24 protein-coding genes and 3 pseudogenes are annotated in these 23,639 nt (G+C 35.3%); 22 read left to right on the forward strand and 5 right to left on the reverse strand.

All coding sequences use genetic code 11. From position 1 onward, the window contains the following. The first annotated feature begins 38 nt into the window (after positions 1 to 38). From B5P42_RS00965 to B5P42_RS00975, 3 genes and pseudogenes are all read left to right on the forward strand, one after another. Positions 39 to 668: a DUF4352 domain-containing protein gene (locus tag B5P42_RS00965; protein ID WP_002188507.1), complete on the forward strand. Its 630-nt coding sequence runs from the start codon at positions 39 to 41 to the stop codon at positions 666 to 668. A gap of 155 nt (positions 669 to 823) precedes the next feature. Further along, a pseudogene (locus B5P42_RS00970) lies at positions 824 to 1,249 on the forward strand (DNA/RNA non-specific endonuclease); the annotation flags it as partial. Positions 1,250 to 1,252: 3 nt separating this feature from the next. Then, positions 1,253 to 1,735: pseudogene (locus B5P42_RS00975) on the forward strand (antitoxin YezG family protein). 120 nt (positions 1,736 to 1,855) lie between these two features. Here B5P42_RS00975 and B5P42_RS00980 read toward each other — a convergent pair. The 3 genes and pseudogenes from B5P42_RS00980 to B5P42_RS00990 all read right to left on the reverse strand — a co-directional run. Continuing rightward, positions 1,856 to 1,972, reverse strand: a pseudogene (locus B5P42_RS00980) (tyrosine-type recombinase/integrase); the annotation flags it as partial. Positions 1,973 to 2,115: 143 nt separating this feature from the next. Then, the gene (locus tag B5P42_RS00985) at positions 2,116 to 2,496 is read right to left on the reverse strand and encodes a hypothetical protein (RefSeq protein WP_002169044.1); all 381 of its coding nucleotides are present in this window, start codon (positions 2,494 to 2,496) and stop codon (positions 2,116 to 2,118) included. Positions 2,497 to 2,500: 4 nt separating this feature from the next. Next, a complete protein-coding gene (locus B5P42_RS00990) occupies positions 2,501 to 3,664 on the reverse strand; it encodes an alpha/beta hydrolase family protein (protein WP_113733408.1) in 1,164 nt (387 codons plus the stop codon). A gap of 58 nt (positions 3,665 to 3,722) precedes the next feature. On the opposite strand from B5P42_RS00990, the gene B5P42_RS00995 reads away from it, so the two are divergent. The 8 genes from B5P42_RS00995 (at position 3,723) to B5P42_RS31830 (ending at position 7,633) form a co-directional block, all read left to right on the forward strand. Beyond that, positions 3,723 to 4,106 carry a DUF1433 domain-containing protein gene (locus tag B5P42_RS00995; protein WP_113733409.1) on the forward strand — a complete coding sequence of 128 codons (384 nt, stop codon included), beginning with the start codon at positions 3,723 to 3,725 and terminating at the stop codon, positions 4,104 to 4,106. Positions 4,107 to 4,187: 81 nt separating this feature from the next. Then, entirely contained in the window at positions 4,188 to 4,571 is a 384-nt protein-coding gene (locus tag B5P42_RS01000) for a DUF1433 domain-containing protein (protein WP_113733410.1), read from the forward strand. A 77-nt stretch (positions 4,572 to 4,648) separates the two neighbouring features. Beyond that, positions 4,649 to 5,035, forward strand: a complete 387-nt coding sequence (locus tag B5P42_RS01005; RefSeq protein WP_113733411.1) for a DUF1433 domain-containing protein — start codon at positions 4,649 to 4,651, stop codon at positions 5,033 to 5,035. 81 nt (positions 5,036 to 5,116) lie between these two features. Continuing rightward, entirely contained in the window at positions 5,117 to 5,500 is a 384-nt protein-coding gene (locus tag B5P42_RS01010) for a DUF1433 domain-containing protein (RefSeq protein ID WP_113733412.1), read from the forward strand. A gap of 81 nt (positions 5,501 to 5,581) precedes the next feature. Continuing rightward, positions 5,582 to 5,965, forward strand: a complete 384-nt coding sequence (locus tag B5P42_RS01015; RefSeq protein ID WP_113733413.1) for a DUF1433 domain-containing protein — start codon at positions 5,582 to 5,584, stop codon at positions 5,963 to 5,965. Positions 5,966 to 6,350: 385 nt separating this feature from the next. Beyond that, positions 6,351 to 6,875, forward strand: a complete 525-nt coding sequence (locus B5P42_RS01020; protein ID WP_113733414.1) for a hypothetical protein — start codon at positions 6,351 to 6,353, stop codon at positions 6,873 to 6,875. A 287-nt stretch (positions 6,876 to 7,162) separates the two neighbouring features. Further along, positions 7,163 to 7,324 (forward strand): hypothetical protein, encoded by a 162-nt coding sequence (locus B5P42_RS31825; protein WP_002150223.1) that lies wholly within the window; start codon positions 7,163 to 7,165, stop codon positions 7,322 to 7,324. Positions 7,325 to 7,474: 150 nt separating this feature from the next. Next, entirely contained in the window at positions 7,475 to 7,633 is a 159-nt protein-coding gene (locus B5P42_RS31830) for a hypothetical protein (protein ID WP_002087303.1), read from the forward strand. Positions 7,634 to 7,851: 218 nt separating this feature from the next. Here B5P42_RS31830 and blaIII read toward each other — a convergent pair whose 3' ends face one another. Together blaIII and B5P42_RS01035 are read right to left on the reverse strand one after the other, a co-directional pair. Further along, entirely contained in the window at positions 7,852 to 8,799 is a 948-nt protein-coding gene (blaIII, locus tag B5P42_RS01025) for a class A beta-lactamase BlaIII (RefSeq protein WP_113733415.1), read from the reverse strand. A gap of 563 nt (positions 8,800 to 9,362) precedes the next feature. Then, positions 9,363 to 10,685, reverse strand: a complete 1,323-nt coding sequence (locus B5P42_RS01035; RefSeq protein WP_113733416.1) for an MFS transporter — start codon at positions 10,683 to 10,685, stop codon at positions 9,363 to 9,365. Positions 10,686 to 10,910: 225 nt separating this feature from the next. On the opposite strand from B5P42_RS01035, the gene B5P42_RS01040 reads away from it, so the two are divergent. From B5P42_RS01040 to dnaB, 11 genes are all read left to right on the forward strand, one after another. Continuing rightward, positions 10,911 to 12,500 carry an ATP-binding protein gene (locus tag B5P42_RS01040; protein ID WP_113733417.1) on the forward strand — a complete coding sequence of 530 codons (1,590 nt, stop codon included), beginning with the start codon at positions 10,911 to 10,913 and terminating at the stop codon, positions 12,498 to 12,500. A gap of 19 nt (positions 12,501 to 12,519) precedes the next feature. Continuing rightward, positions 12,520 to 13,197: a response regulator gene (locus tag B5P42_RS01045; RefSeq protein WP_090814017.1), complete on the forward strand. Its 678-nt coding sequence runs from the start codon at positions 12,520 to 12,522 to the stop codon at positions 13,195 to 13,197. Further along, positions 13,194 to 14,168, forward strand: coding sequence for a tripartite tricarboxylate transporter substrate binding protein (locus B5P42_RS01050; protein ID WP_113733418.1), 975 nt, complete (start codon positions 13,194 to 13,196; stop codon positions 14,166 to 14,168). The genes B5P42_RS01045 and B5P42_RS01050 overlap by 4 nt, the downstream gene beginning before the upstream one ends. Positions 14,169 to 14,256: 88 nt before the next feature. Continuing rightward, positions 14,257 to 16,797, forward strand: coding sequence for an MrcB family domain-containing protein (locus tag B5P42_RS01055; RefSeq protein ID WP_113733419.1), 2,541 nt, complete (start codon positions 14,257 to 14,259; stop codon positions 16,795 to 16,797). Beyond that, a complete protein-coding gene (locus B5P42_RS01060) occupies positions 16,772 to 19,216 on the forward strand; it encodes a restriction endonuclease-like protein (protein WP_113733463.1) in 2,445 nt (814 codons plus the stop codon). The genes B5P42_RS01055 and B5P42_RS01060 overlap by 26 nt, the downstream gene beginning before the upstream one ends. 352 nt (positions 19,217 to 19,568) lie before the next feature. Next, a complete protein-coding gene (locus tag B5P42_RS01065) occupies positions 19,569 to 19,907 on the forward strand; it encodes a magnetosome magnetite crystal formation protein family (RefSeq protein WP_113733420.1) in 339 nt (112 codons plus the stop codon). Between the two features lie 3 nt (positions 19,908 to 19,910). Further along, complete coding sequence (locus B5P42_RS01070) at positions 19,911 to 20,162, forward strand: hypothetical protein (protein WP_113733421.1); 252 nt, start codon at positions 19,911 to 19,913, stop codon at positions 20,160 to 20,162. An 8-nt stretch (positions 20,163 to 20,170) separates the two neighbouring features. After that, on the forward strand, positions 20,171 to 20,914 hold the full coding sequence (locus tag B5P42_RS01075; protein ID WP_113733422.1) for a MerR family transcriptional regulator: 744 nt from the start codon (positions 20,171 to 20,173) through the stop codon (positions 20,912 to 20,914). A 51-nt stretch (positions 20,915 to 20,965) separates the two neighbouring features. Then, a complete protein-coding gene (locus B5P42_RS01080) occupies positions 20,966 to 21,292 on the forward strand; it encodes a nucleoside triphosphate pyrophosphohydrolase (RefSeq protein ID WP_113733423.1) in 327 nt (108 codons plus the stop codon). 197 nt (positions 21,293 to 21,489) lie between these two features. Beyond that, positions 21,490 to 22,350 (forward strand): DnaD domain-containing protein, encoded by an 861-nt coding sequence (locus B5P42_RS01085; RefSeq protein WP_113733424.1) that lies wholly within the window; start codon positions 21,490 to 21,492, stop codon positions 22,348 to 22,350. Beyond that, complete coding sequence (gene dnaB, locus B5P42_RS01090; RefSeq protein WP_113733425.1) at positions 22,347 to 23,633, forward strand: replicative DNA helicase; 1,287 nt, start codon at positions 22,347 to 22,349, stop codon at positions 23,631 to 23,633. The genes B5P42_RS01085 and dnaB overlap by 4 nt, the downstream gene beginning before the upstream one ends. Positions 23,634 to 23,639: the final 6 nt, after the last annotated feature.

Raw genomic sequence — 23,639 nt, forward strand, 5'->3', positions numbered from 1 at the left:
AGGAATTTATATATCGTGTTATTGGGGGATAAAAAGAGATGTTGAAAAAATTTACTACATGTATTTTAGGGGGCGCTTTAGTATTCAATTTATCTGGTTGCGGCAACACATCCGACAAAACTTCTTCAGAATCTAAAGAAACCAATTCTAAACAAGAAGAAAAGAAAGTGCAAACAACTGATGAGGCGAAACCGAAAGAGAATGCAAAGCAGAAAAATACAGAACAAACAAAAGAGAAATCAAAAGTAAAAGAAAAAGAGTATGCTGTAAACAAGGATTTTCATACACCTAAATTTGATGTAACTGTAAAAAGAGTTGTAGAAAGAGATAAGGTTGGTAAAGAAAGTATAGGAATCCAAGAACCTGAAAATGGACATGTCTTTATTGTTGTAGAAGTAGAAGGGAAAAACATCACAAACGAATCGATGAAATTAGCTGTTTTACCATCAGTGGATTTAGTGGATGAAAATGATAATGCTTACCAAAGTGATGTGTGGGCAACTAGTAGTTATGAGGTTGAAAAAGGTGAGACCTCTACTATTACTAAGGAATTAAAACCAGGGGAGGTAAAGAGACAAAATAAAGTTTACGTGATTAATAAAGAAAAATTTGATACAGGAAAATGGTATGTACTTGTTAACCATGAGTATAAGGAACAAATTAAATAGTGTTTATTTATTAAGAGGAGATGACTCCTCTTTTTTTTTGTTACAAGTTAACACAAAATTTCGTTTTGAGGACACTATTAAATTTTTAAGTTGATGGAGATCATTATGAAAGAGTTAAACGCAGAAAAGTACTTGCGCCAGATGTAGAGTATACATCATCATCAGGTCATACTTATAAAACTGATAGTGAGAGGCGCATTACCAGTGTAGAAGGAGAATTAAAAACAGGAGATGCTAAAAGAAATCCTTATGCACAACGAAAAGCTGGGCAAAATGGACCAAATGGAAGAAATGATAGATTTCAAGATGATGATGGAGGTCATTTAATCGCAAGTATGTTTGAGGGATCTGGTGATATTGATAATTTAGTAGCAATGAATTCACAAATAAATCGTTCTGGTGGTAAATGGTATAGTCTTGAACAGGAGTGGGCAAAAGCTTTAGCTGATGGTAAAACTGTGAAAGTAAAAATAGAACCTAAATATGCAGGGGATAATATACGGCCAATATCATTTGATATAGAATATGAAATTAATGGTATAGAAAAATTAATGCGAATAAAAAATCAAAATGGGGGTTAAACCGTGGAAACAAAAGAAATGGAAATCATCTATCAAGAAATAGGAACAAGGGTTGATGAGATTATCCCAGGTGATTGGGAAAAAATTTATCTATATGCAGAAGTATTAAATGACTCAACAGAAGTATTTTTCTACTTTTCTATCCCTACTAAAGAAGAATTCATTTATTCAAATGATATCCCAAAAGTTTATAATGTTGATAGAAAAATTTATAAAGAATTACTATTTGAGCTATTTGATAAATTTGAAGAATTGCGTGAAGAATTTAGAAAAAACGAACAGGAATTATGGACGAATTTGACTTTAACAATAGATAATTCTGGTAAGTTCAAAATAGAATATAATTATGAAGATATTTTATCTTCATAAATAGGAGGTATGGATAGACAAATAATATGGATGTATAAAAACCTAGGTATTTTACCAGATAATGAAGTTGATAAAAAGTTTTTAGATAATTATCTTAAAAATATAGAAGATAAATAAAAATATTGATAATTGTGTGTTATGTTACCCTCTATGAATTATCATTCATAGAGGATTTTTTTATAAAATTTAATGGTTAAAAATGAATAATTCTCATACTTAATTATGAGAGGGAGTAGATAGGAACAGAATATAATCTCGTTTGGAGCAATGACGTTTAAGAGCCCACTTCATATCTTCGATTTGTTTTTTGCTACGGATGGATTGGACATCAATGAGATGTTGTTTTTTGTTCACGGATTTTTAACATCTTTATTTACAGTGTTTTGAATGTAAACTAATAATAAAAAGTTTACATTCGAAATAACAAAAAAGTCCTACATAAGAAGACTTTTTTGTATGCATATAGATTAAAATAATAATAGCAATTCTTTATTTTTTTATTTCTTTCCACAACTATTAATTAAATCATATTGTTTAGAAATCATTTCATTCCGAATTTGATCGAGATGTTTATGTAATGTTTCTTTTATTGCATTACCCGTTTTACTTTCAAAACTTTTGTTTAATTCAATTCCTTGTTCAGATAAACTTTTGCATACATCATGAAAGGCTTCTTTATTTTTTTGAATGGCATGTTTTTGACTTGTTACTATGCTATTTGTTTTGAATGCTACATCAGTTTTTAAAAATGATTGTTGCATTTCTTTTTCTAATTGCTTTTTAACAGCTTGCAACTCATCCATAATAGTTCCAACTGTACCTACAGCAGCTTTCTCTATTTCTTTCTCTATTTTTTGAATTTCCCCTATAAAATCCATCGTATTATCTCACCGCCAGCCCTTCAAAATTTGTCCCTAATTGATTATCTTTATCTCGTAACGAATTGGCTGCATAAGCAATATCATCTCCAAAATGAATCAATTCTTTTTGTTTTTTCCGTAAAAGATGAATTAGTTCTTCTGCTAGTTGTACATCATGAAAATAATCTTTTCCATTTTGGGATATTTTCGCAACCTCTCTAATTGCCTCATCTACTTCATGTTCTTCTAATAGATGATATTTTCCTCCAGGGCCTGTCTCATGCTTCAATTGACTCTTTAATTTCGCAACTTCCTCCTCTTCTTGTTGTTGAAATCTTTCTATATTTCTAATAATATCAGATAATATATCACTTATTTTTTGTATCTCTTTTGCATGACGAATGATATCATCTGGTTCTAATTCTAGTCGAACACTACCATTATTGTGGAACATGTCTCCAAAAGTTGACATTGGATGTTGTCCCATAAATACCGCTGCGAGAACACTATCTGTTCCATTACTTTTCGTTGTAAATTGTTTACCAATCATAGGTGCTCCAAATTGATCGAAATTTCCTACAGCATCTTTTTTATGAGTATAATCTACTACTTTATTTTCCATTACGCCTTCATCTACTCGTTTTTTTGCTTTATCACTTAGTAATCTATAAATATTTGGTGCAGCATATGTTGTTGCATAACAATCCATTTCTGCTGCTACATATTGAGCCTCCGCAGCTCCCTTACTATGTCCGGTAGTGTGAATAGAAGTTGGTTTATATGTTTTCTTAATTTTTTCTGTAAATTCTAATGCACTATCAAATGATGTCGCTAACTTTCCGCCTGCTACACCAAGGTTCTTTTTCTGTCCAAGTGTAATTTGAACTACATCTGTAGTTTTATCTCCATCGAATCTATCAAATTCAGTACCACGGAATGCAACGATTACATTGTCATAATGTTTTTTATTTGGTTTATACTCATCTGCAGGCACTACAGCGATTGCTTGTAATCCATTTTTTACCTTTTCTTTATCTGCATTAAACGTTTCTATAACTTTCCATTCTTGACCATTAGATCCTTTGATTTTTGCCTTTTCATGTAAAAAATCATTATTATAAACGTTATCTGATAGTTTGAAATAATCTTCATCTGTCGCAATTGGATTCTTTTTAAATTCACTCATATGTCTCAACTCATTTCATGGTATATTTTAACTATATTCAAATGCAAGGGGATTTTAAATGAAAAAGAAATTGATAATTGTTTTATCCATTATTTGTATTATAGCAGGAGGATATTTTACTATGGAATATTTAAAACAAAAAGAAATTGAAGAAAAGTTTTGGAACGAGCAAAAAGAACGAGTAGAAAAGTATATTCACTATAATATTAAAGATGTAAAATCGATTACATTTAGAGAACATAAGGTAAGTCCAATGGGTATTCCTCATATAAGAGGGTATATAAATGGTGATAAGGCATTATGGTTTGATGCTGGTATAGGTACTACGGAAAATTTTGAAGATGATTTTGGATGTTCTGGAGAATTAGATGAAATGATAAAAAAACCTGATAAGTCAGTATCCGAAATTGAAAAAGAGGAGAAAGCAAAAAAACAAGAATAGTTCTTGCAACTACTCGTGGCTTCTGTACCCTATTTTAGAAGGAGCATATGTTAACTAGCTTTGAATATAAGGGGATTTCCAATGAAGAAAGTAATGATTTTGGTTGTATCTGCTGTGATGCTTATAGCAGGAGGGTATTTTACTATGGAATACTTAAAACAAAAAGAAAAAGAAGAACAATTTTGGAAAGTACAGGAAGAACGAGTAGAAAAGTATATTCGTTATAACGTGAAAGATGTGAAATCGATTACGTTTACAAAAAGGGAGATAACCCCTATGGGAATTCCGCATATAAACGGATATATAAATCAAGATGAAAAGTTATGGTTTATAGCTAGTATTAGTACAACTAAAGATTTTGAAGAACAACTTACACGTTCTGGAGAATTAGGAAAACTTATAAAAAAACCTGAAAAATCAGTATCTGAAATTGAAAAAGAAGAGAAAGAAAAAAGACAAGAGTAGTCTTTGAACTACTCTTTTTTTGTATCCCATTCTAGGAAAAGTGCATTGGTAAGTGTTTTTTATAAGGAGAATTTCCAATGAAGAAAGCAATGATTTTGGTTATATCTGTTGTGATGCTCATAGCAGGAGGGTATTTTACTATGGAATACTTAAAACAAAAAGAAAAAGAAGAAAAGTTTTGGAAAGACCAAGAAACACGGATAGAAAAGTATATTCATTACAATATTCAAGATGTAAAATCTATTACGTTTACAAAACATGATATAAGTCCGATGGGTGTTCCTTCTGTAGAAGGATATATAAATGATGATAAAGAATTATGGTTTGATGCTAGTATAAGTACTACAGATAATTTTGAGGATAAGTTTGGGTGTTCAGGGGAATTATATGATAATTATGTAAAAAAACCTGAAAAATCAGTATCCGAAATTGAAAAAGAAGAGAAAGCGAAAAAACAAGAGTAGTTCTTGCAACTACTCTTGGCTTCTGTACCCTATTTTAGAAAGAGCATATGTTAACTAGCTTTGAATATAAGGGGATTTCCAATGAAGAAAGCAATGATTTTGGTTATATCTGTTGTGATGCTTATAGCAGGAGGATATTTTACTATTGAATACTTAAAGCAAAAAGAAAAAGAAGAAAAATTTTGGAATGAACAAAAAGAACGAGTAGAAAAGTATATTCACTATAATATTAAAGATGTAAAATCTATTAAATTCACAAAAAATGATGTAAGTCCAATGGGAGTTCCTTCTGTAGAAGGATATATAAATAATGATAAGGAATTATGGTTTGATGCAAGTATAAGTACTACAGATAATTTTGAGGATAAATTTGGTTGTTCTGGGGAATTAGATAAAATGATAAAAAAACCTGCAAAATCTGTATCTGGAATTGAAAATGAAGAGAAAGCAAAAAATCAAGAGTAGTTCTTGCAACTACTCTTGATTTCTGTACCCTATTTTAGAAAGAGTATATGTTAACTAGCTTTGAATATAAGGGGATTTCCAATGAAGAAAATAATGATTTTGATTGTATCTGCTGTGATGCTCATAGCAGGAGGGTATTTTACTATGGAATACTTAAAACAAAAAGAAAAAGAAGAACAATTTTGGAAAGTACAGGAAGCACGAGTAGAAAAGTATATTCGTTATAATATTAAAGATGTGCAATCGATTACTTTCACAAAACATGAAGTAAATCCGATGGGAGTTCCTTCTGTGGATGGATATATAAATAATGATAAAGAATTGAATTTCTCAGCTAGTATTAGTACTACGAAGAATTTTGAAGATAAACTTTCACGTTCTGGAAAATTAGGGGAACTTGTAAAAAAACCTGAAAAATCAGTATCTGAAATTGAAAAAGAAGAGAAGGAAAAGAAACAAGAGTAGTCTTTGCGATTACTCTTTTATTTTTATTATAGAAAAATAAAAGAGTTGAAAATATGAAAGTAAACTAATAATAAAAAGTTTGCTTTCATATTAGAAAAGGTTAGTCCCTCACCTCACTCCAGCTAAAAACCTCACACCCAAAAACAAAGGGGAACTCAATTGTTCAAACTCATATAAAGTTTCAATCTTGTCTAAGCATCCATTAGGATATACAATTGATCATCTATTTTTCTTTACATAATCTCCAGATACAGTCCATATCAATTATAGATTCTTGTCTTATGCTAAATGTAATCAAAAAGCAAGTAGATAAAGATAATGACTAAAGCATTAACTTTAGATACTTTTTTGATGAATATTACAAATAAACAGGAGGTAATGAAAAATGATTAAAACATTATTAGCAGGAGCACTTTTAAGTACAGGATTGGTAGCGGGAGGTGCAGTAGGTGCAGATGATGCGAAAATGGACAATTTAAAGTCAAATGAAGGTAGTTCAAATCAAGTAATTACACAAAGTGCAGATGGAACAACGTCTTTCTCACAAAACTTTGATTTACCTAAAGATGCAGTGCCAGCAACTCCTAAAGGAGATGTAAAAACTGTTGAAAGAACAGAAGGTACAGGTTCTCAAGAAGGAAAAATGGTACCAACAAAAGAAGGTACAGATTCTCAACCAGGATTTGAAATGGGAGCCCCTGAAAAACCAGAACATGCAAAAACTGTTGAAAGAACAGAAGGTACAGGTTCTCAAGAAGGAAAAATGGTACCAGCAAAAGAAGGTACAGATTCTCAATCTGGATTTGAAATGGGAGCCCCTGAAAAACCAGAACATGCAAAAACTGTTGAAAGAACAGAAGGTACAGACTCTCAAGAAGGAAAAATGGTACCAACAAAAGAAGGAAATTAAATAATATATAGTTATAACGAAGAGCATCCAAAAGGGGTGCTCTTTTTATATTGTAGGGATTAACTAGTTTTACTCAATATAGAACTATAGGAGGAATTCAAGCTAGAATAGGGGTTACTGTCTCTTCAAATCATGGTGTTGGAAGCACTAGTTTTGGTGGTAACGTTACAACATAAACATTTTATTAGAGATTTTCTAAATTTACATACACTCTAGATGGACTACATATCAACTTCAGATACTTGTTTTATGATACAAGTAATCAAACAAAAGGAGGGCAATACAAAATGATTACAACAGTATTAACAGGGCACTCTTTTAAGTACAGGAGATTATTAACAGGTGGAGAAAATGTTGAAGATGTACAGACAGATAAACATATTCCATATGAACAAAATGAATTGCAGCAAACTCTAGAAAAGTACGATTCGAAGAAATTTGAGTTATAAAAAGAAAATAGATAAATATAGTGAAAATAGATAAATTGACAAGAGAAAAGCACTTTGTGTATATCACAGGTGCTTTTTATTTTCATTTTGATATAGGGCTTGAATTAAATTTTTACACTAAAATATATACGGCAAAAAGGGGGGAGTTCATTGCACAAAGTTATTTATGGAATACTAATTTTAATTTATACTTTGTATTCATTTTTTGTAAGTGATGGAAGTGAAGTAAGGTTTATTATGGTGTTAACTATAGTACTTATCTTTTCTGTAGTTTTAGAAAAAGGAAATGCAAACAAAACGACTGATTAAAGGTCTTTTTGTTTGCATTTTTTAGTTGGCTATTAAAGTCCAGATGTTTTAGGGATAGCACGAAATCGCCATCAAGCTTAAAGAACGATTTATCCCCAAACAATAAAAATGAGCTTTTTATTACAAGTTAGCACCAAATTTCGTTTTTGGGACACTATTAAATTTTTAGTTGATGAAAAACACCCGCCTAAAATAGAAAACTTTTAACCTATTATCCTTTATTCCGTAGCTTTTAAGGTATTTAACACGACTTTGGTTGCGTCTGCAATAAGTTTATCATCGTATTTAGCATCTTCTTTATCATGATTAGAAAGTATAGCAAGAACAATCGGCTTTTTATTTGGTGGCCAAATAATTGCGATATCATTTCTTGTTTCGTAAGATCCCGCGCCTGTTTTATCAGCTACTTCCCATCCTTTTGGTACGCCCGCACGAATCAATTTATCTCCAGTTGTATTTCTCTTCATCCAATCTACTAATAGTTCACGTTTTTCTATTGGGAGTGCAGTTCCTAATGTAAATGATTGAAGTGTCTTAGCTATCGCTTCTGGTGTACTGGTATCATGTGTTTCTCCTGGATGCACTTCATTTAATTCAGGTTCAAATCGTTCTGAAGTAGTAACAGTATCTCCCATTTCTCTCAAGATTTTTTCAAATTCAGAGGGCCCCCCTAACTGTTTAAGAATCAAATTATGTGCTGTGCTGTCACTATATCGAACAGAAGCATCTGCAAGTTCTTTTAACGTCATTCCTGTATCAACATGCTTTTCAGTAATTGGATTATAATTAGAAAGATCTTCATGAGTATACGTAATCCTTTGATCAAGAGCTTCTAATGAGTTCTTGCGTAAAAGAGCGCCCACAGCTAATGATTTAGATGTAGATGCAAATGCAAAACGATCATCTGAATGATAAGCAACAGTTTGATTTGTACCTGTGTCCAGTGCATAAATACCAAGCTTAGCATCATATTCTTTTTCAAGTTTAGCGAAAGATTGATTACCTGTATTTTCTTGTTTAATTTGATTAGCTTGATTCGTTTGTTTAGGTGGTTCAGATTGAGTGTTACTATTGGAACAGCCTATAAGTGATACACATGAAAGTAATACTACAGGCACAATCTTTTTGTAATGTAAAATGTTAAAGAACTTGTTTAAAACGAACATAAATTTTCAACCTCTTTCAAGAATATATGGATTTTGTCTAGGTATTCTAAATACCAATGCAATTAAAGATGGCATAGGGTAACAATACTACTGCAGCTAAAATTTCACAGGTTAAAGGACATCCAAAACGTTTATATGATTGATAAGTCACGGTTTGGGTTATTTCTTTTTTGTTTTCACTTGTAATGGTTCACCTGTGAAAGTATTAAACTTGTAATACTTAACCGTAGTATTACAATACATATTTTTTACTTTTGGGAATAATAAGTCCTTTCATTTTTTTGTAATACATAAAAATAGATGTCAAACGGGATATGTTGTATCCAATCTGGACAACTCATATTAGAAATACACTTATTAGACACTCTAAGTAATAAATTTGTTCCACTTTAAGATGAGGGGGAATTTGGGGTTTGTAAAATAACAATGGAACTACGTGTTTTTTCGTCATACAAAAACCTCTACATATAAGTAGAGGTTTTTAAATTATATATGAATGAATTATGCTTTTTTAGATAAAGCAAATCGAGTTCAGGTAAACGAAGAACATAGAATACGTAATTTTAACTAGATTTATTATTAGCTAGTTTATCTCCACCATTAAGCTCCGCCTCAATCTGCGAAGTCTTCGATGACTCATCCATACGCCAATACGTAATAAAGCTTATTGCGATACATCCAGCTACGTAGAAGTAGAATAGTGATTCCATTCCGATACTTTTTAGCCATAAAGCGATGAACTCAGCTGTTCCACCGAATATCGCAACGGTTAGTGCATATGGTAAACCTACGCCTAGTGCGCGAATTTCAGTTGGGAAGAGTTCTGCTTTTACAATTGCGTTAATGGAAGTGTAGCCAGTAACGATAATGAGACCGACCATCATGAGTAAAAATGCTACGATTGGTTCTGTTGTTTTTTCCATAAAGAAGAAGATTGGTGCTGTTAGTAACGTTCCGAGAATACCGAAAGCCATTAATAGTGGGCGGCGTCCGATTTTATCGGATAATAGCCCTGCAATCGGTTGAAGTACAACGAATATAAGTAGTGCGACAAAGTTAATCCAGCTTACAACTTCTTTCGGGAGACCGACTGTGTTTACCATGAATTTTTGTAAATATGTTGTGTACGTATAGAATGCAACAGTGCCTCCTAGTGTTAGACCGACTACTGTTAATACTGCTTTCGGGTGTTTCATAAGAGCGCGAACGGTTCCTGCGTTTTCGCGGTTTTTAGATTCCATTTTTGAGAACTGCTCCGATTCATCCATTGTGCGGCGAAGCCATAATACAGCTACTGCTCCCATCGCACCAATAATGAATGGAATACGCCATCCCCAAGCTTTCATATCTGGTTCGCTTAGTAATTGCTGAAGAAAAATTTGAACACCTAACGCAACCATCTGTCCAGCAACGAGCGTTACATATTGAAAACTTGAATAAAAACCACGGCGTCCACTACTAGCCATTTCAGATAAATATGTTGCGGAAGTTCCATACTCTCCGCCGAGTGATAATCCTTGAAGTAAACGGGCAAGAACTAAAATAATTGGTGCCATAATACCGATGCTTTCGTAACTAGGTGTACAGGCGATAATTAAAGAACCACCGGCCATAACTGTAATCGAAAGCGTTAATGCTGCTCGGCGTCCGTGCCGATCTGCATAGCGTCCCATTAATAAACTTCCGATAGGGCGCATTAAAAATCCAACTGCGAAAATAGCCGCTGTGTTCAGTAACTGACTCGTTGGATCTCCTTTAGGAAAGAACTCTGCTGAGAAGTAAACAGCGAAAGCAGAGTAAACGTACCAATCGTACCATTCAATTAAATTGCCGACTGAACCTTTGAAGATATTGCCGGCGACTCGGCTTGATTTTGCTTGAGCCATATTAATTCCTCCTCTTACTTATAAATAAAATGATAATTATGAAAGCGTGTTCAATGTAGTTGAATTGTACTGTTCTTTAATTGAAATCTCAATATTACGACAATTTTATTCTTTTTGTACTTTATGTACATGGAGAGTTTTAATAGTTGCTTCATTATTAGTTTTGTCATAATAATAGAAAAAGGAGATTGATAGTTTTGAATATTTTATCAAAGGATATGGAGTATGAAGAAATCACGTAAAGTGTCATTACAAACGAAAATAGTAAGCTTAATTATTACATTAATTTTATTTGTCGTTCTTCTGTTAGCAGGAATATTTGTTTACATTCAGTCCGTTGATACGAAGCGGCAAGTGGAGCAGTTAGCACTGCAAACAGCTAAATCCCTTTCCTTTATGCCAGCTATAAAAGATGCTTTTCAATATAACGAGCATAAAAGTACCATTCAATCCATTGCGGAACAAGTTCGTGAGCAAGCTGATGCAGATTATGTAATTGTAGAAGATCGCTATGGAGTTATGTATTCACATTCTAATTCTGAGTTGATTGGAACAAAGAATAACAATCCATATAACTATGAAGCACTCACTTTTGGTGGCTATTATACGCTCGAAGGAAAGGGAGTAAGTGGTCCGGCTTTAATGGCGAAAGCACCCATTATTGTTCATAACGGAGACTACGATCAAGTTGTAGGCGTTGTGACAGTAGAGTTTTTAATAAAGGGTATTGAATCTAACATACTGAGCAGAACGAAAGAAATTATACTCTTTTCTTTAGCGGTGTTACTAGTTGGAATTGTTGGCGGCATTCTTTTAGCACGTAGCATTCGTAAAGATACACTCGGTTTAGAACCGAATGAAATTGCAGCGTTATACCGGGAACGAAGTGCGATACTACTATCCATAAAAGAAGGGATTATCGCTATTGATCAAAATGGTTTTATTACAATGATGAACACGTCGGCAGAAGAAATGTTGCATGTAAGTGATGACTATATGCAGCAGCACATTTCAAAAGTTTTACCAGAATTTAATATGGAGAGAGTACTAGAAAACGATCAAGAAATAGCGTTTCAAGATAAAGTGTTTATTTTAAACATGACACCGATACTTGAAAATAAAAGTACGGTAGGTGTTGTATGTAGTTTTAGAGATAAAACAGAATTGCAAAACTTAGTTAATACAATATCTGAAGTAAGAAAGTATTCAGAGGACTTACGCGCCCAAACACATGAATTTACAAATAAGCTTTTTGTCTTATCAGGATTACTTCAGTTAGGACATTACAAAGAAGCGATTGAATTTATCCAGCAAGAATCTAATATTCATCAAAGCCAAAACCATATTTTATTCCATCAAATTCATGATGCGAAAGTACAAGCTATTTTATTAGGGAAAATCGGAACAGCATCTGAGAAGAAAATTGATTTTCATATTGAAGGAGATAGTGCGCTTCAACCGTTACCAGACCATATAAAAGTTTCACACCTTATTACGATCCTTGGAAACATAATCGACAATGCATTTGATGCGGTGAGTGAACGAGAGGGAAAGAGTGTTTCCTTCTTTGTTACGGATATTGGGCACGATATCGTTTTTGAAGTGATAGATAGCGGGATAGGAGTACCAGCAGAAAAAATCGTAACTATTTTTCAAAAAGGATTTTCAACGAAAGGAAACGATCGTGGTTACGGGCTAGCAAACGTGAAAGAAATGGTAGATCTACTAGGGGGAACAATTGAAATTCAAAACGAGAAAAATGGGGGAGCTATTTTTACAATTTACCTTCCAAAAACATTGAGAGAAAGTACATGACAAACAGGGGGATGGGCATATGTTGAAGGTTGCAATTGCGGAAGATGATTTCCGTGTCGCGCAAATTCAGGAAGAGTTTTTATCAAAAATAAAGGACGTAAAAGTGATCGGAAAAGCATTGAACGCAAAAGAAACGATGGAACTACTACAAAGGGAAGAAATTGATTTGCTTCTATTAGATAACTATTTACCAGATGGAATCGGGACCGACTTATTGCCACAAATTCATGCTGATTTTCCAAACGTTGACGTTATTATGGTTACAGCAGCGAATGAAAACCATATGTTAGAAAAAGCAATTCGAAATGGCGTAAGCAACTATCTTATAAAACCGGTCACGTTAGAAAAATTTGTTCGCACCATTGAAGACTATAAAAGAAAGAAGCAACTGTTACATAGTAACAATGAAGTGAATCAAGCACTAATCGATAACTTCTTCGGTACTTCGCAAATACAAGATATGAAAAACTTGCCGACAGGTGTTGATCCGCTAACACTGCAAAAAGTGAAAGGAATTATAAAAGGATTTGAAGAGGGAATTACAATAGAAGAAATGGGAGAACAAATGGGGGCTTCCAGAACAACCGCAAGAAGATATTTAGAATACTTAGTAGCGACAAACGAATGCACAGTAGAGTACACATACGGAATCATCGGACGACCAGAACGAAAATATCGAATAGGACGAGGATTATGAAAAAACGATTATTACTATGTATATGGATCATGACAGGAGTAATAGCAGGTTGTTCCACGGAAAAATCTCAAACGAATACAGTAAACATAGACAAAGTAGAAATCGTTGCACCGAATGTTCAGGGAGCAGGTTGGGACTTAACAGCACGCGCGATGCAAAAAACACTAACGGAAGAAAAAATCTTCACAAAACCAATCACTGTCACAAACAAAGTAGGTGGCAGCGGTGACGTCGGATGGAAATATACGAAACAAAAAGGCGGTCACGTACTGGCGATCAACTCAAGCTTACTCATAACGAACAACCTACTAGGCCACAGTAAACTAACATATAAAGACTTCACACCGCTCGCGCTACTTGCATCTGACTGGGAAGTCGTTGTCGTATCAAAAGAATCAAGCATAGAAAACGCAAACGAACTAATGGAGCAACTAAAACAAGACAAGAAAAACTTCAAAATCGGCGTTGCCCCAGGCCTAGGAAACGACGATCACCTATCCTTCGTACAAGTAAGCAAAGCATTCGACATAAACCCTGCCGAACTACAATTCTTCGTCTACGAAAACAAAGAAAAAATCATAAACGCCCTAACGAACAAACAAATTAACGCCGCAACAATGACCCTATCCGAAGCCGAAAAACAATACAAAGCCGGCAAAATAAAAATACTAGCCGTATCCGCACCAAAACGACTAGACCGACTACCAGAAATCCCGACGTGGAAAGAACAAGGAATCGACGTCATCTTCCAGCACTGGAAAGGGATTATGGGCCCGAAAGATATGACAGAGGAAGAGGTTGCTTATTGGGATGATGTGATTAAGAGGATGGTGGAGAGTGATAGTTGGAAGGGGATTTTGAGGGAGCGGGGTTGGGAGAGTTTTTATAAGGATAGTGGGGAGAGTAGGAGGTTTTTGGAGGAGAGTAGTCAGGAGTATCGGGAGCTAGTGGGGAATAATAGAAATTATTAAATCATACGGTATGGCGTATGATTTTTCTTTTACACATAGTTTGGTAAAATAGTAGTAATTGTAATTTATTGTAACGGTGGGGATGAAAATGTTAGAGCAACTCATAATTGAATTGGCTAAATCAACGAAGCAGGTTGAAGATATAAAAGGTAATAAACCTTATTTGGTTATAAACAAGGATGATGAAGGATTATACGTTGAAACTAAACTTTCACTTGAGCAATATGAAAAGGGCGAGACAGCAATATCTTATTTTAAAGTGAGTTTTGAAATTCTTAAGAATGCTTGGGAAAAACTTATTGATGTTCGTAAGGTAAAGCATGAGGATTTTGGGCAAGCGGGAGAATGTAATGCTTTCTTGGTGGCTTTTTTTTCTCAGTTTCCATTTGTGAATGTGACTGGATCGCGAGCTATTACATTTAAAGAATTCCAAACTGATAATCTACCGAGTGAAAAATATGATAAAGTTATGCTCTTTTTAGAAGAGGTAATGAATGATACATATAATCCGATTAAGTTACGTGAACAAACGGATGAAAATTTATATAGTAGGAAGTCTCGTGCGCGTCAAGATTTAAGGTTACTGGGCTTTTTGAATGAATCCCATGAAATGAATAAGCTTCTATTAAATGAATATGTTCAATCGGAAGATAAAAATGTCTACATTGTCCAGTTAGTTTTAAAGCAGGAATATTTCCGTCATGCTTTATTTGTTCTTGGAGTGTTAGAGAACTATTCAAAGGATGAAAAGAAAGAAGCTTTAGTAGATTTAGGAATGGCGATTGTCCGAAATTCATTAGGGGATAATTTGATGGTTGAATCAGTAGCGAAGCGGCGTACGAATAACTTACTAGATTGGCTTGAACAAGTAGGGTTAGTTAATAGTGAATGGATTCCATCTGAACAATACATAAAAAAGGATGGAGAAAAGGGCGGTAGTATGAACAGTAATTTACGTGAAAAGTTTTTAATGGTTATGAATGAGTATTTACAGGCAAGGACAGAAAGATTTGCGGGCCATAAAATGGGATCGGTTGTTAGGAATGAGATGACAACGGAAATAACGAGGTTACCATTTATTGATCATAATCAGTATGTTGTCACAGGATCAATTGGACAAGGAAACTGGGCTGCTGTTCCATGGCTTGCAATTATGAATAAAGATATTACGACATCTACGCAGCGAGGATATTATATCGTTTATTTATTTAGTGAAGATATGGAGCGATTATATTTAACGTTGGCACAAGGTGTGACGGAAACGTCTAAAGAAGAGATGCAAAAGATTAAAGAAGAGATTCGTGAACAAATACATATGTCCCCAAAGGTAAAAAAAGATGATGAGATTTTCCTAGGAACAAGTCCAAAAGCGAAAGGATATGCGAATTCAACAGCGGCTTATATTGCGTACGATGCTAATAAAATGCCAAGTGAAAAAGAGTTAGTAGAAGATCTAGAAGAAATGCTTCGTTATTATGAGGGATTTATTGCTTACAAAGAGGAAGGAACGAAATATGAAATGATTTATGAGAGGAAAGAAGTGTATTTAGATCAACAATCCATTATCGATCATGTGTCTTCTTATATTCAAAGTAAAGGTTTCTTTTATGAGAAAAAGGATCTTATTAATTTCTTCCTTTCATTAAAGACGAAGCCGTTTGTGATTTTATCAGGTATTTCAGGTACAGGGAAAACGAAAATTGTTCAGTGGTTTGCGGAGAGCTTAGGAGCAACGGAAGAGAATGGACAATTTACGCTTATTCCGGTTCGACCTGATTGGAGTGATAGTTCTGACTTGCTTGGGTATGTGAACCTTCAAGGGGAGTTTCAAGAAAGACCGTTAATTAAGGTTCTTGAAAATGCAGATGCAAATCCAAACAGACCTTATTTTGTAGTGTTGGATGAAATGAATTTAGCTCGAGTGGAATACTACTTTAGTGATTTTTTAAGTGTAATTGAAAGTCGTAAATGGAAAGATGGAAAAATTATTACGTCACCAGTACTTCCAGAATCAATTACGAATAAGCATATTACGATTCCATCAAATGTATATATTATTGGAACTGTAAATATGGATGAAACGACACATCCGTTAAGTAAAAAAGTATTAGATCGTGCGAATACAATTGAATTTAATACCGTTAACTTAGATTATTTTAATTTCTTAATGGATATAGAAGAGAAAGAGGCTGAAATTGTTTCTAATCGTTCTTTAGCAACCGAGTATCTTCATTTAAAAGAATGTTTTAAAGAAAACGAAGATCTTGTGAGAAACATATCAAATATTCTAATAGAAATAAATAAAACCCTTGAATCAGTTGGAGCCCAAGTTGGATATCGTATACGAGATGAAATTTGCTTCTATATGGCATACAACGAAAAAGGAAAGTTATTGTCATTCGATGAAGCACTTGATTATCAAATATATCAAAAGATTTTACCGCGTCTTGCAGGTAGTGATGGAAGAACAGAAGAGGTATTAAAGCAGTTGTATGTATTATGCGCAAATGAAGAATATGATAGCGGCAATAATGATGCTTCATATGCTAAGTATCCTCGATCAGCTAACAAGCTCTCTCATATGTTAAGGAGGTTCGAGTATGATGGTTTCACCTCTTTCTGGATCTAATAATGAGATAGAGCTAGTTAAGATTGAAACAGAGGAGCTATCATTGACGATTAAAGGAAATCCTTATCATGAGAAATATGAGAGTTTAAAAGAATATCACACTATGAACGCAGATGAGATGATGTATTTTCATGTAGAGGGGAAGGCAGAATCTGTTTCTGTATTTGATGCGAGATTGCAGAGGCTAGACGAATGGAACGAACACCCGCCAATCTTTTTTGAGAATAGAAGTTATCAGCTTGTTGTTGTTCCGAAAAATAATAGGCAGTTTTCTTTTTATCATGAACATCCGGGTTTTCGAAAACAAGTTAGTTCTATTCAAATGGGGTCACTTCATGTGTTAATGGGGAATCTTTCATTTCCGAATGAAGTAGGAAATACAACGTTTGAAATTAAAGATGATAAAGATACTTTATTAACTGTTACATTTGAAGTTTTCCCGGCAAAGCTTGATTATAAGGATGATTACAGAGCTTTATTAGATGAGGTAAATGATGAAATTTATAATTTAGCGTTTCATTTACTAAAGAGAACTTACTTAGGAGCATCTGTAATTTACGCTACAAATCCATCGAAGAGTGAATTTTATCGTATTTTAAATGATTCCTTTGAGCGATTTATGAAGTCGATCTCTCATATCAAAAGACAACCGCATCATACACTTATGACTAGACATCAACTTGTACGAGGAGAAAAAATTCGTAAATTGGATTCTGTCGGAATGAACTATTTGCGAAAGCGACCACACTTGCTGCAAGGAGAAAACAATATACCAACTAAAGGTATTACAGCTTACAAGGAAGTGTCATATGATACGCTGGAAAATCGATTTGTTAAATGGATGATTCAAAGAGTCGTACATAAAATAGATGACTTACTTAAGGCGCTAGAACCAAAGTCTAGATATACACGTGGTGTAACTGATGAAGACTTGTTAGAACGTGTGAAAAATATGAAGTATCGAATGAAAAATGAATTGAACGATCCATTTTGGAGAGGAATCGGAAAATTGGATCGCTCAGTCTTTTCACTCGTTATCCAAATGGCGGCAGGCTATAGAGATGCGTATCAAATCTTCTTAATGTTATCGCGAGGTTTAACATTACGAGGACAAATTTTCAAAATGTCGGTAAAAGATGTCGCAAGGTTATACGAATACTGGACATATTTAAGGCTCGGACAAATTTTATCTAAAAAATATATACCGCTCCATCAAGATGTTATTCAAGTTAAACAAGACGGTTTGTACGTAACGTTAGATGAAAGTAAAACCGCCAAAAGAACGTTCAAGCATCCAGTCACTGATGAAGTAATAGAACTGTATTTCCAGAAAAGAAACGGTAGACTGCCAACAGTTACACAAAAACCAGATACGATGCTCGCTATTGAGAAAAAGGGAAAGAGCTATCAATACCAATACATTTTTGATGCGAAATATCGAATTGATTTCGCTGAGAAAGCTCATTACAAAAGGAAGTATGGCACCCCGGGTCCAATGGAAGAAGACATAAATACAATGCATCGCTACAGAGACGCACTAGTAGTAGAACAAGAAGGACCATTTGAACGAACTGCTTACGGGGCGTACGTATTGTTCCCATGGAACCAAGAGGAAGCATATGAGAATCATCCATTTTATAAAAGTATAGAAAAAGTAAATATCGGTGGCTTCCCGTTCTTACCAAACGCAACAAGACTAGTCGAACAATTTCTAGATCATCTCATTGAAAAAAGCCCAGAAGGAATTATAAGAGAAGGCATTCTTCCAAGAGGAACAAAAGAAGAATGGCACTCTTCATTAGAAGAAAAAGTATTAGTAGGCAGTGTGAAAACTGAAAATGACTATGAAACATATAGAAAGAATGGCTTATATCAGCTACCAGTCACACAACTAAAACCAGGATGGCAAGAAGCAAAGTACATAGCATTATATGCACCGAAAAAATGGCACGGAGAAAATGGTGGCATTCAATACGTAGCAAAAATCAAACACATTCAAATGCAACAAAACGATGAGTATATACATTTCGAACTAGAGCCATGGAAAAAACTAGACCATCTCATCCGCCCAGTAGGATACGGCATTCAAACATACACAATAACAACTATGTCGTTATTAAAAGAAGTACAAGAACTCCCGGAACTCTTCATGAAATCAAAAGAAGAACGAATTCTTTGGAAAACGCTGCGTCGTTTTACGAAGCAAGTTAAAGTTGAGCTGGACCATAACAACTTAGATGAGGCTTCTTCTATTAAGAGTTATTATGTGCAGGATGTTCAGATTTGGGTTGATTATGAGAGTGGGGTTGTTATGGTTGGGAGAGATGGGCTAGTTAAAGAGGTTGCTTTGGAGTTGGTTGTTGGTAGGAGTTCGGTGTTGTTTAGGGAGGTTTTAGAAGTGCTAAATGTTAAGGAATAGCACTTAGATACAAAGGTGATTAAGTCATGGATAAAGGCCAAATTTATTTTTGCATGGAACTAATGATTTTAGGTGAAGTGGAGAAACATTTAAATATTATAGATAAATATTAGTTGGATAAAGTGTATTGTTAGCTATGGGAAGAAGAGCATATGAGGTATATGCTCTTCTTTTTATTTGTAAATAAAGTGGATGTAAAATTAAAATGATGACCTCCACCCTGTCAAGATAAAGGTCATATTTTATTTATATTGGTGTTACTAAATTTAATCTATATAATCCTCTTGCACCTCCCCCAACGTCACCCCCTAACCTAAAGAAGACAAATCAAAAAGGGGGGACCAAACCAATCATGAAAACCACCACAAAAGAAAAAAGAAATACCATCATCATGTTACTACTATCAGCCGCAATAGGAATTTTTTCACCACTATTCATGTACATCACACTGGCACGTAAAAATGAAGTGTACAAATACCATTGCCGAAAGGCGTTCAACTTTCATTTTTTAATCTTTCTTCTATTTAATATTAGTTCGCGTATTAGTGATGTTTTATTTTGGATTGTATTTGCCTTAGAGGTCGTTCAAGTGATCATTGTTGCGTGGAAAGTAATACGCGACGAGCCATATCGTTATTTCATTCGAGTTCCTTTATTTAAAGAAGATAAGTATATAGTGGAAGGAGAATAGGTGATGAAACAAGAAGTGGAGATAAGGGGAAAGCGAATTTTTATTATGGCCGCAGTGTTGTTTATTGCGATTTATATTATTTTACGAAAAAGAAAGTATGAGTACTTTTATGACGGTATTAGTGAGTATGAACATCGTTATAGAAGGAATGTTCCTTTTGTATTGCTTGTTGTAGGTTTGTTTCAATATTGTAGGCGGAATGAGATGAGCTTTTCTTATATGCTTCAGTATGTGAAAGAGAAGTTCGCGGAGTAGGTGATGATATGGCGTGGATGATTAGTGAGTTTGCAAGTGTTGGGGATGTTACGGTGCGGACGCTTCGTTATTATGACAAGATTAATTTATTAAAACCGAGCGATTATACTGAGGGTGGGCATCGGTTATATACGAAAGATGATTTGTATGTGCTGCAGCAAATTCAATCCTTTAAGCATCTCGGTTTTTCACTTGGGGAAATTCAAAATATTATATTGCAGCGTGATATTGAGACCGAAGGGTTTTTAAAGAAAATACATTTTCAAAGGGAATTGCTTTTGGCAGAACAAGAAAGAATTGCGAAGGTACTTTCGCATATGGATGAGATGACGAAGAAGTTTCAAAAGGAAGAACGAGTGGATGTCGCGTTGTTCTCTTCATTTCTTCAAACTTTTATATGGGAGAAAGAAAATAAAGAATGGTTAGAGGAACACTTTTCAAAAGAGAGTGTCCAATCGTTTTATAATAATAAGGAATTAAAAGAAAAGTTTGATCGGCGTTTTATGGATGTGATAGGGAATTTGAAAAAGTATAAGGAAGAAGAGAAGGATCCGAGTCATTATGATGTTCAAGTTACCTTGAAGGAATTTTTCAATGTTATAGAAGAAGTAATGAACTACCTTGATACACCTCAAAGTGATATAGAGGATATAATCCGAAAATCAAACCTCCCACTATCCGAATTCCCAACCCTCTTCACAACCGAAGAAGAAAACTATATAAAAGAAGCAATGAAGCAGTTTAACACCTAGTTAAACTGCTTTTCCATTATAATAGAAGAAAAATCAGTGGAGGGAAATCCCATGCCAACCTACAACAAACTAACCCAAAATAAAATCCCAAAAATAATAAAAACTAGCGGAAAAATACCCACAACAAGAATCCTAAACGAAGGTGAATACATAGAGGAACTCTGCAAAAAAACACAAGAAGAACTAACAGAATACATTGAGGCAAAAACAAAACCCGATAAACTCGAAGAACTATCCGACCTACTAGAACTAATAAACGCCCTAGCCGAACACGAAGGCACAACACTAGAAGAAATAAACAACATCCGTAAAAAGAAAGCAGAAGAACGAGGTGGCTTTTCAGATCGCGTCTTCCTAATCGAAGTAACCGATAACTAGCCCCTCCTAAGCCCCTTACAAGCCCCTACCAAGTAATAAATCACTAAGAAAAAACATAACAAAAACAAAAACACCAACAAACACCGTAGTAGTAGTCAAAAAAAATTTGAAATAACACGCCAAAAACCCACCCCTCCTTCCTATATATAGTACAAAGAGGAATTTTTCATTTTTGAATCAGGACGGGAGGAATTGGGATGGCGGTGTATCGTAATGTGCAGGTGAATTTTTGGCAGGATGATTTTGTTTTGGATTTGACGCCGGAGGAGCGGTATTTTTATGTGTATTTGTTAACTTGTTCGAAGACAACGCAGTGCGGGATTTTTCCGTTTCCGAAGCGGTTAGCTGAGATGGAGACTGGTTATAACAGGGAGACTGTTGATAAGCTTGTGCAGCGCTTTGTTGATTATGGGAAGATTCTTTATGATGCGGATACGAGGGAGTTATTCGTTTTGAATTGGCTTCGCTATAATCCTGTGACGAATACGAATGTGGAGAAGTGTGTGCTTCGTGAGCTGAAGGGTGTGAAGAATAAGGAGTTTGTACATATGTTTCTTCAGAAGTGTGCGGAGGAGGAGCTGAGTGTTCCGATGCTTTTAGCACATTTCGGTATGCCGAGTGATTTGGCTGTGGATGATGTAGAGCCGGTTTGCGAGGAGACAGAGGCAGAAGAGGTTATAGAGGAAGAGACGGGAAGTCGCGTGTTTTCTTTTTACGAGCAACATTTTGGTAGTTTGTCTCCGTTTGCGGTAGAGGAATTGAGTGCATGGATGGAAGATTTGTCAGAGGAGCTTGTGCTGAAGGCTCTTCAAATTGCGTTTGAGAATAATAAGCGGACGGTTGCTTATGTGAAGGGGATTTTGAGGGGGTGGCACGGGAAAGGATTTACGAAAGTGTCTGAGGTTGAGGCGGATACGGCTCAGTTTAGGAAGAAGGAGTCGTCTGTTAGTACCGGGGAGACGGAGGAGTTTTTGACGAGGTGCGAGGAGTGGGAGAAGAATGCACTGTCAGAGGAAGAGTTGCAGCGCTTTTTAGCGGAACGCGGGTGGCGGCCATGAGTATTCAAAATGTGGAGGCGGAGAAGACGGTGTTAGGTTCTCTATTACTTGATGGAGAGCTTATTAAGGAGTGCCGTTTGACGGAGCAGTATTTTTCTATGCCAGTGCATAAGTCTATATTTCAGTTAATGCGAAAAATGGAAGAGGAGGGGCAACCGATTGATCTTGTGACGCTCATTTCTAGGATAGATTCGAATTTTTTGAAGGGGATCGGAGGAATGGAGTATTTTATAGGGTTAATGGATGGTGTGCCTGCGACTAGCAACTTCTCTTATTATGAGGGGCTTGTTCGAGGTGCCTGGAAGATGTATCAGGCTGGTGTTCTTGGGCACAAGATGGGAGAGCGTCTTATTACGGAGAAGAATGAGAAAATTATTGGTGAGACGATTACGGAACTTTGTGAGTTAGAGGAAAAGGACTGTGTATGTGAGTTTGATTTGAAGGATGCGTTAGTTGGTTTGTATGAAGAGCTTCATCAAGATACGAAAGAGAATACTGGTATTGAGACTGGTTATACATCGTTAAATAAGATGACGTGCGGATTGCAGGAAGGTGATTTTGTTGTTCTTGGTGCGCGTCCTTCTATGGGAAAAACGGCGTTTGCGTTAAATATCGCGCTGCATGCGGCGAAGTCTGGAGCGGCAGTTGGATTGTTTTCGTTAGAGATGAGTAGTAAGCAATTGCTAAAAAGGCTGGCGTCTTGCGTAGGTGAAGTGTCAGGAGGCAGGCTGAAAAATCCGAAGCACCGTTTTGCGATGGAAGACTGGGAAAAGGTGAGTAAGGCGTTTGCGGAGATCGGGGAATTACCACTTGAGATTTACGATAATGCAGGTGTTACGGTGCAAGATATTTGGATGCAAACTCGTAAGTTAAAGAGGAAGCACAGTGATAAAAAGCTTTTAGTTATTGTAGATTATTTGCAGCTCATTACGGGCGATCCGAAGCATAAGGGTAATCGGTTTCAAGAGATTAGTGAGATTTCTCGTAAGCTTAAGTTATTAGTGCGTGATTTGAATGTTTGTGTAGTAGCGTTGTCACAATTGTCTCGATCAGTAGAGTCACGTCAAGATAAGCGCCCGCTTTTATCCGATTTAAGAGAGACAGGACAAATTGAGCAAGATGCGGATGTCATTATGCTTATGTATCGTGAGGATTATTATGATAAGGAAACGATGCAGAAAGAGATGACGGAGATCCATGTGGCGAAGCATCGTAATGGGCCTGTGGGTAGTTTTAAACTGAGATTTTTGAAGGAGATTGGGCGGTTTGTGGAGGGGAAATAGTGAAAA

This window comes from Bacillus sp. SRB_331 (genome assembly GCF_003264175.1).
GTDB lineage: Bacteria > Bacillota > Bacilli > Bacillales > Bacillaceae_G > Bacillus_A > Bacillus_A mycoides.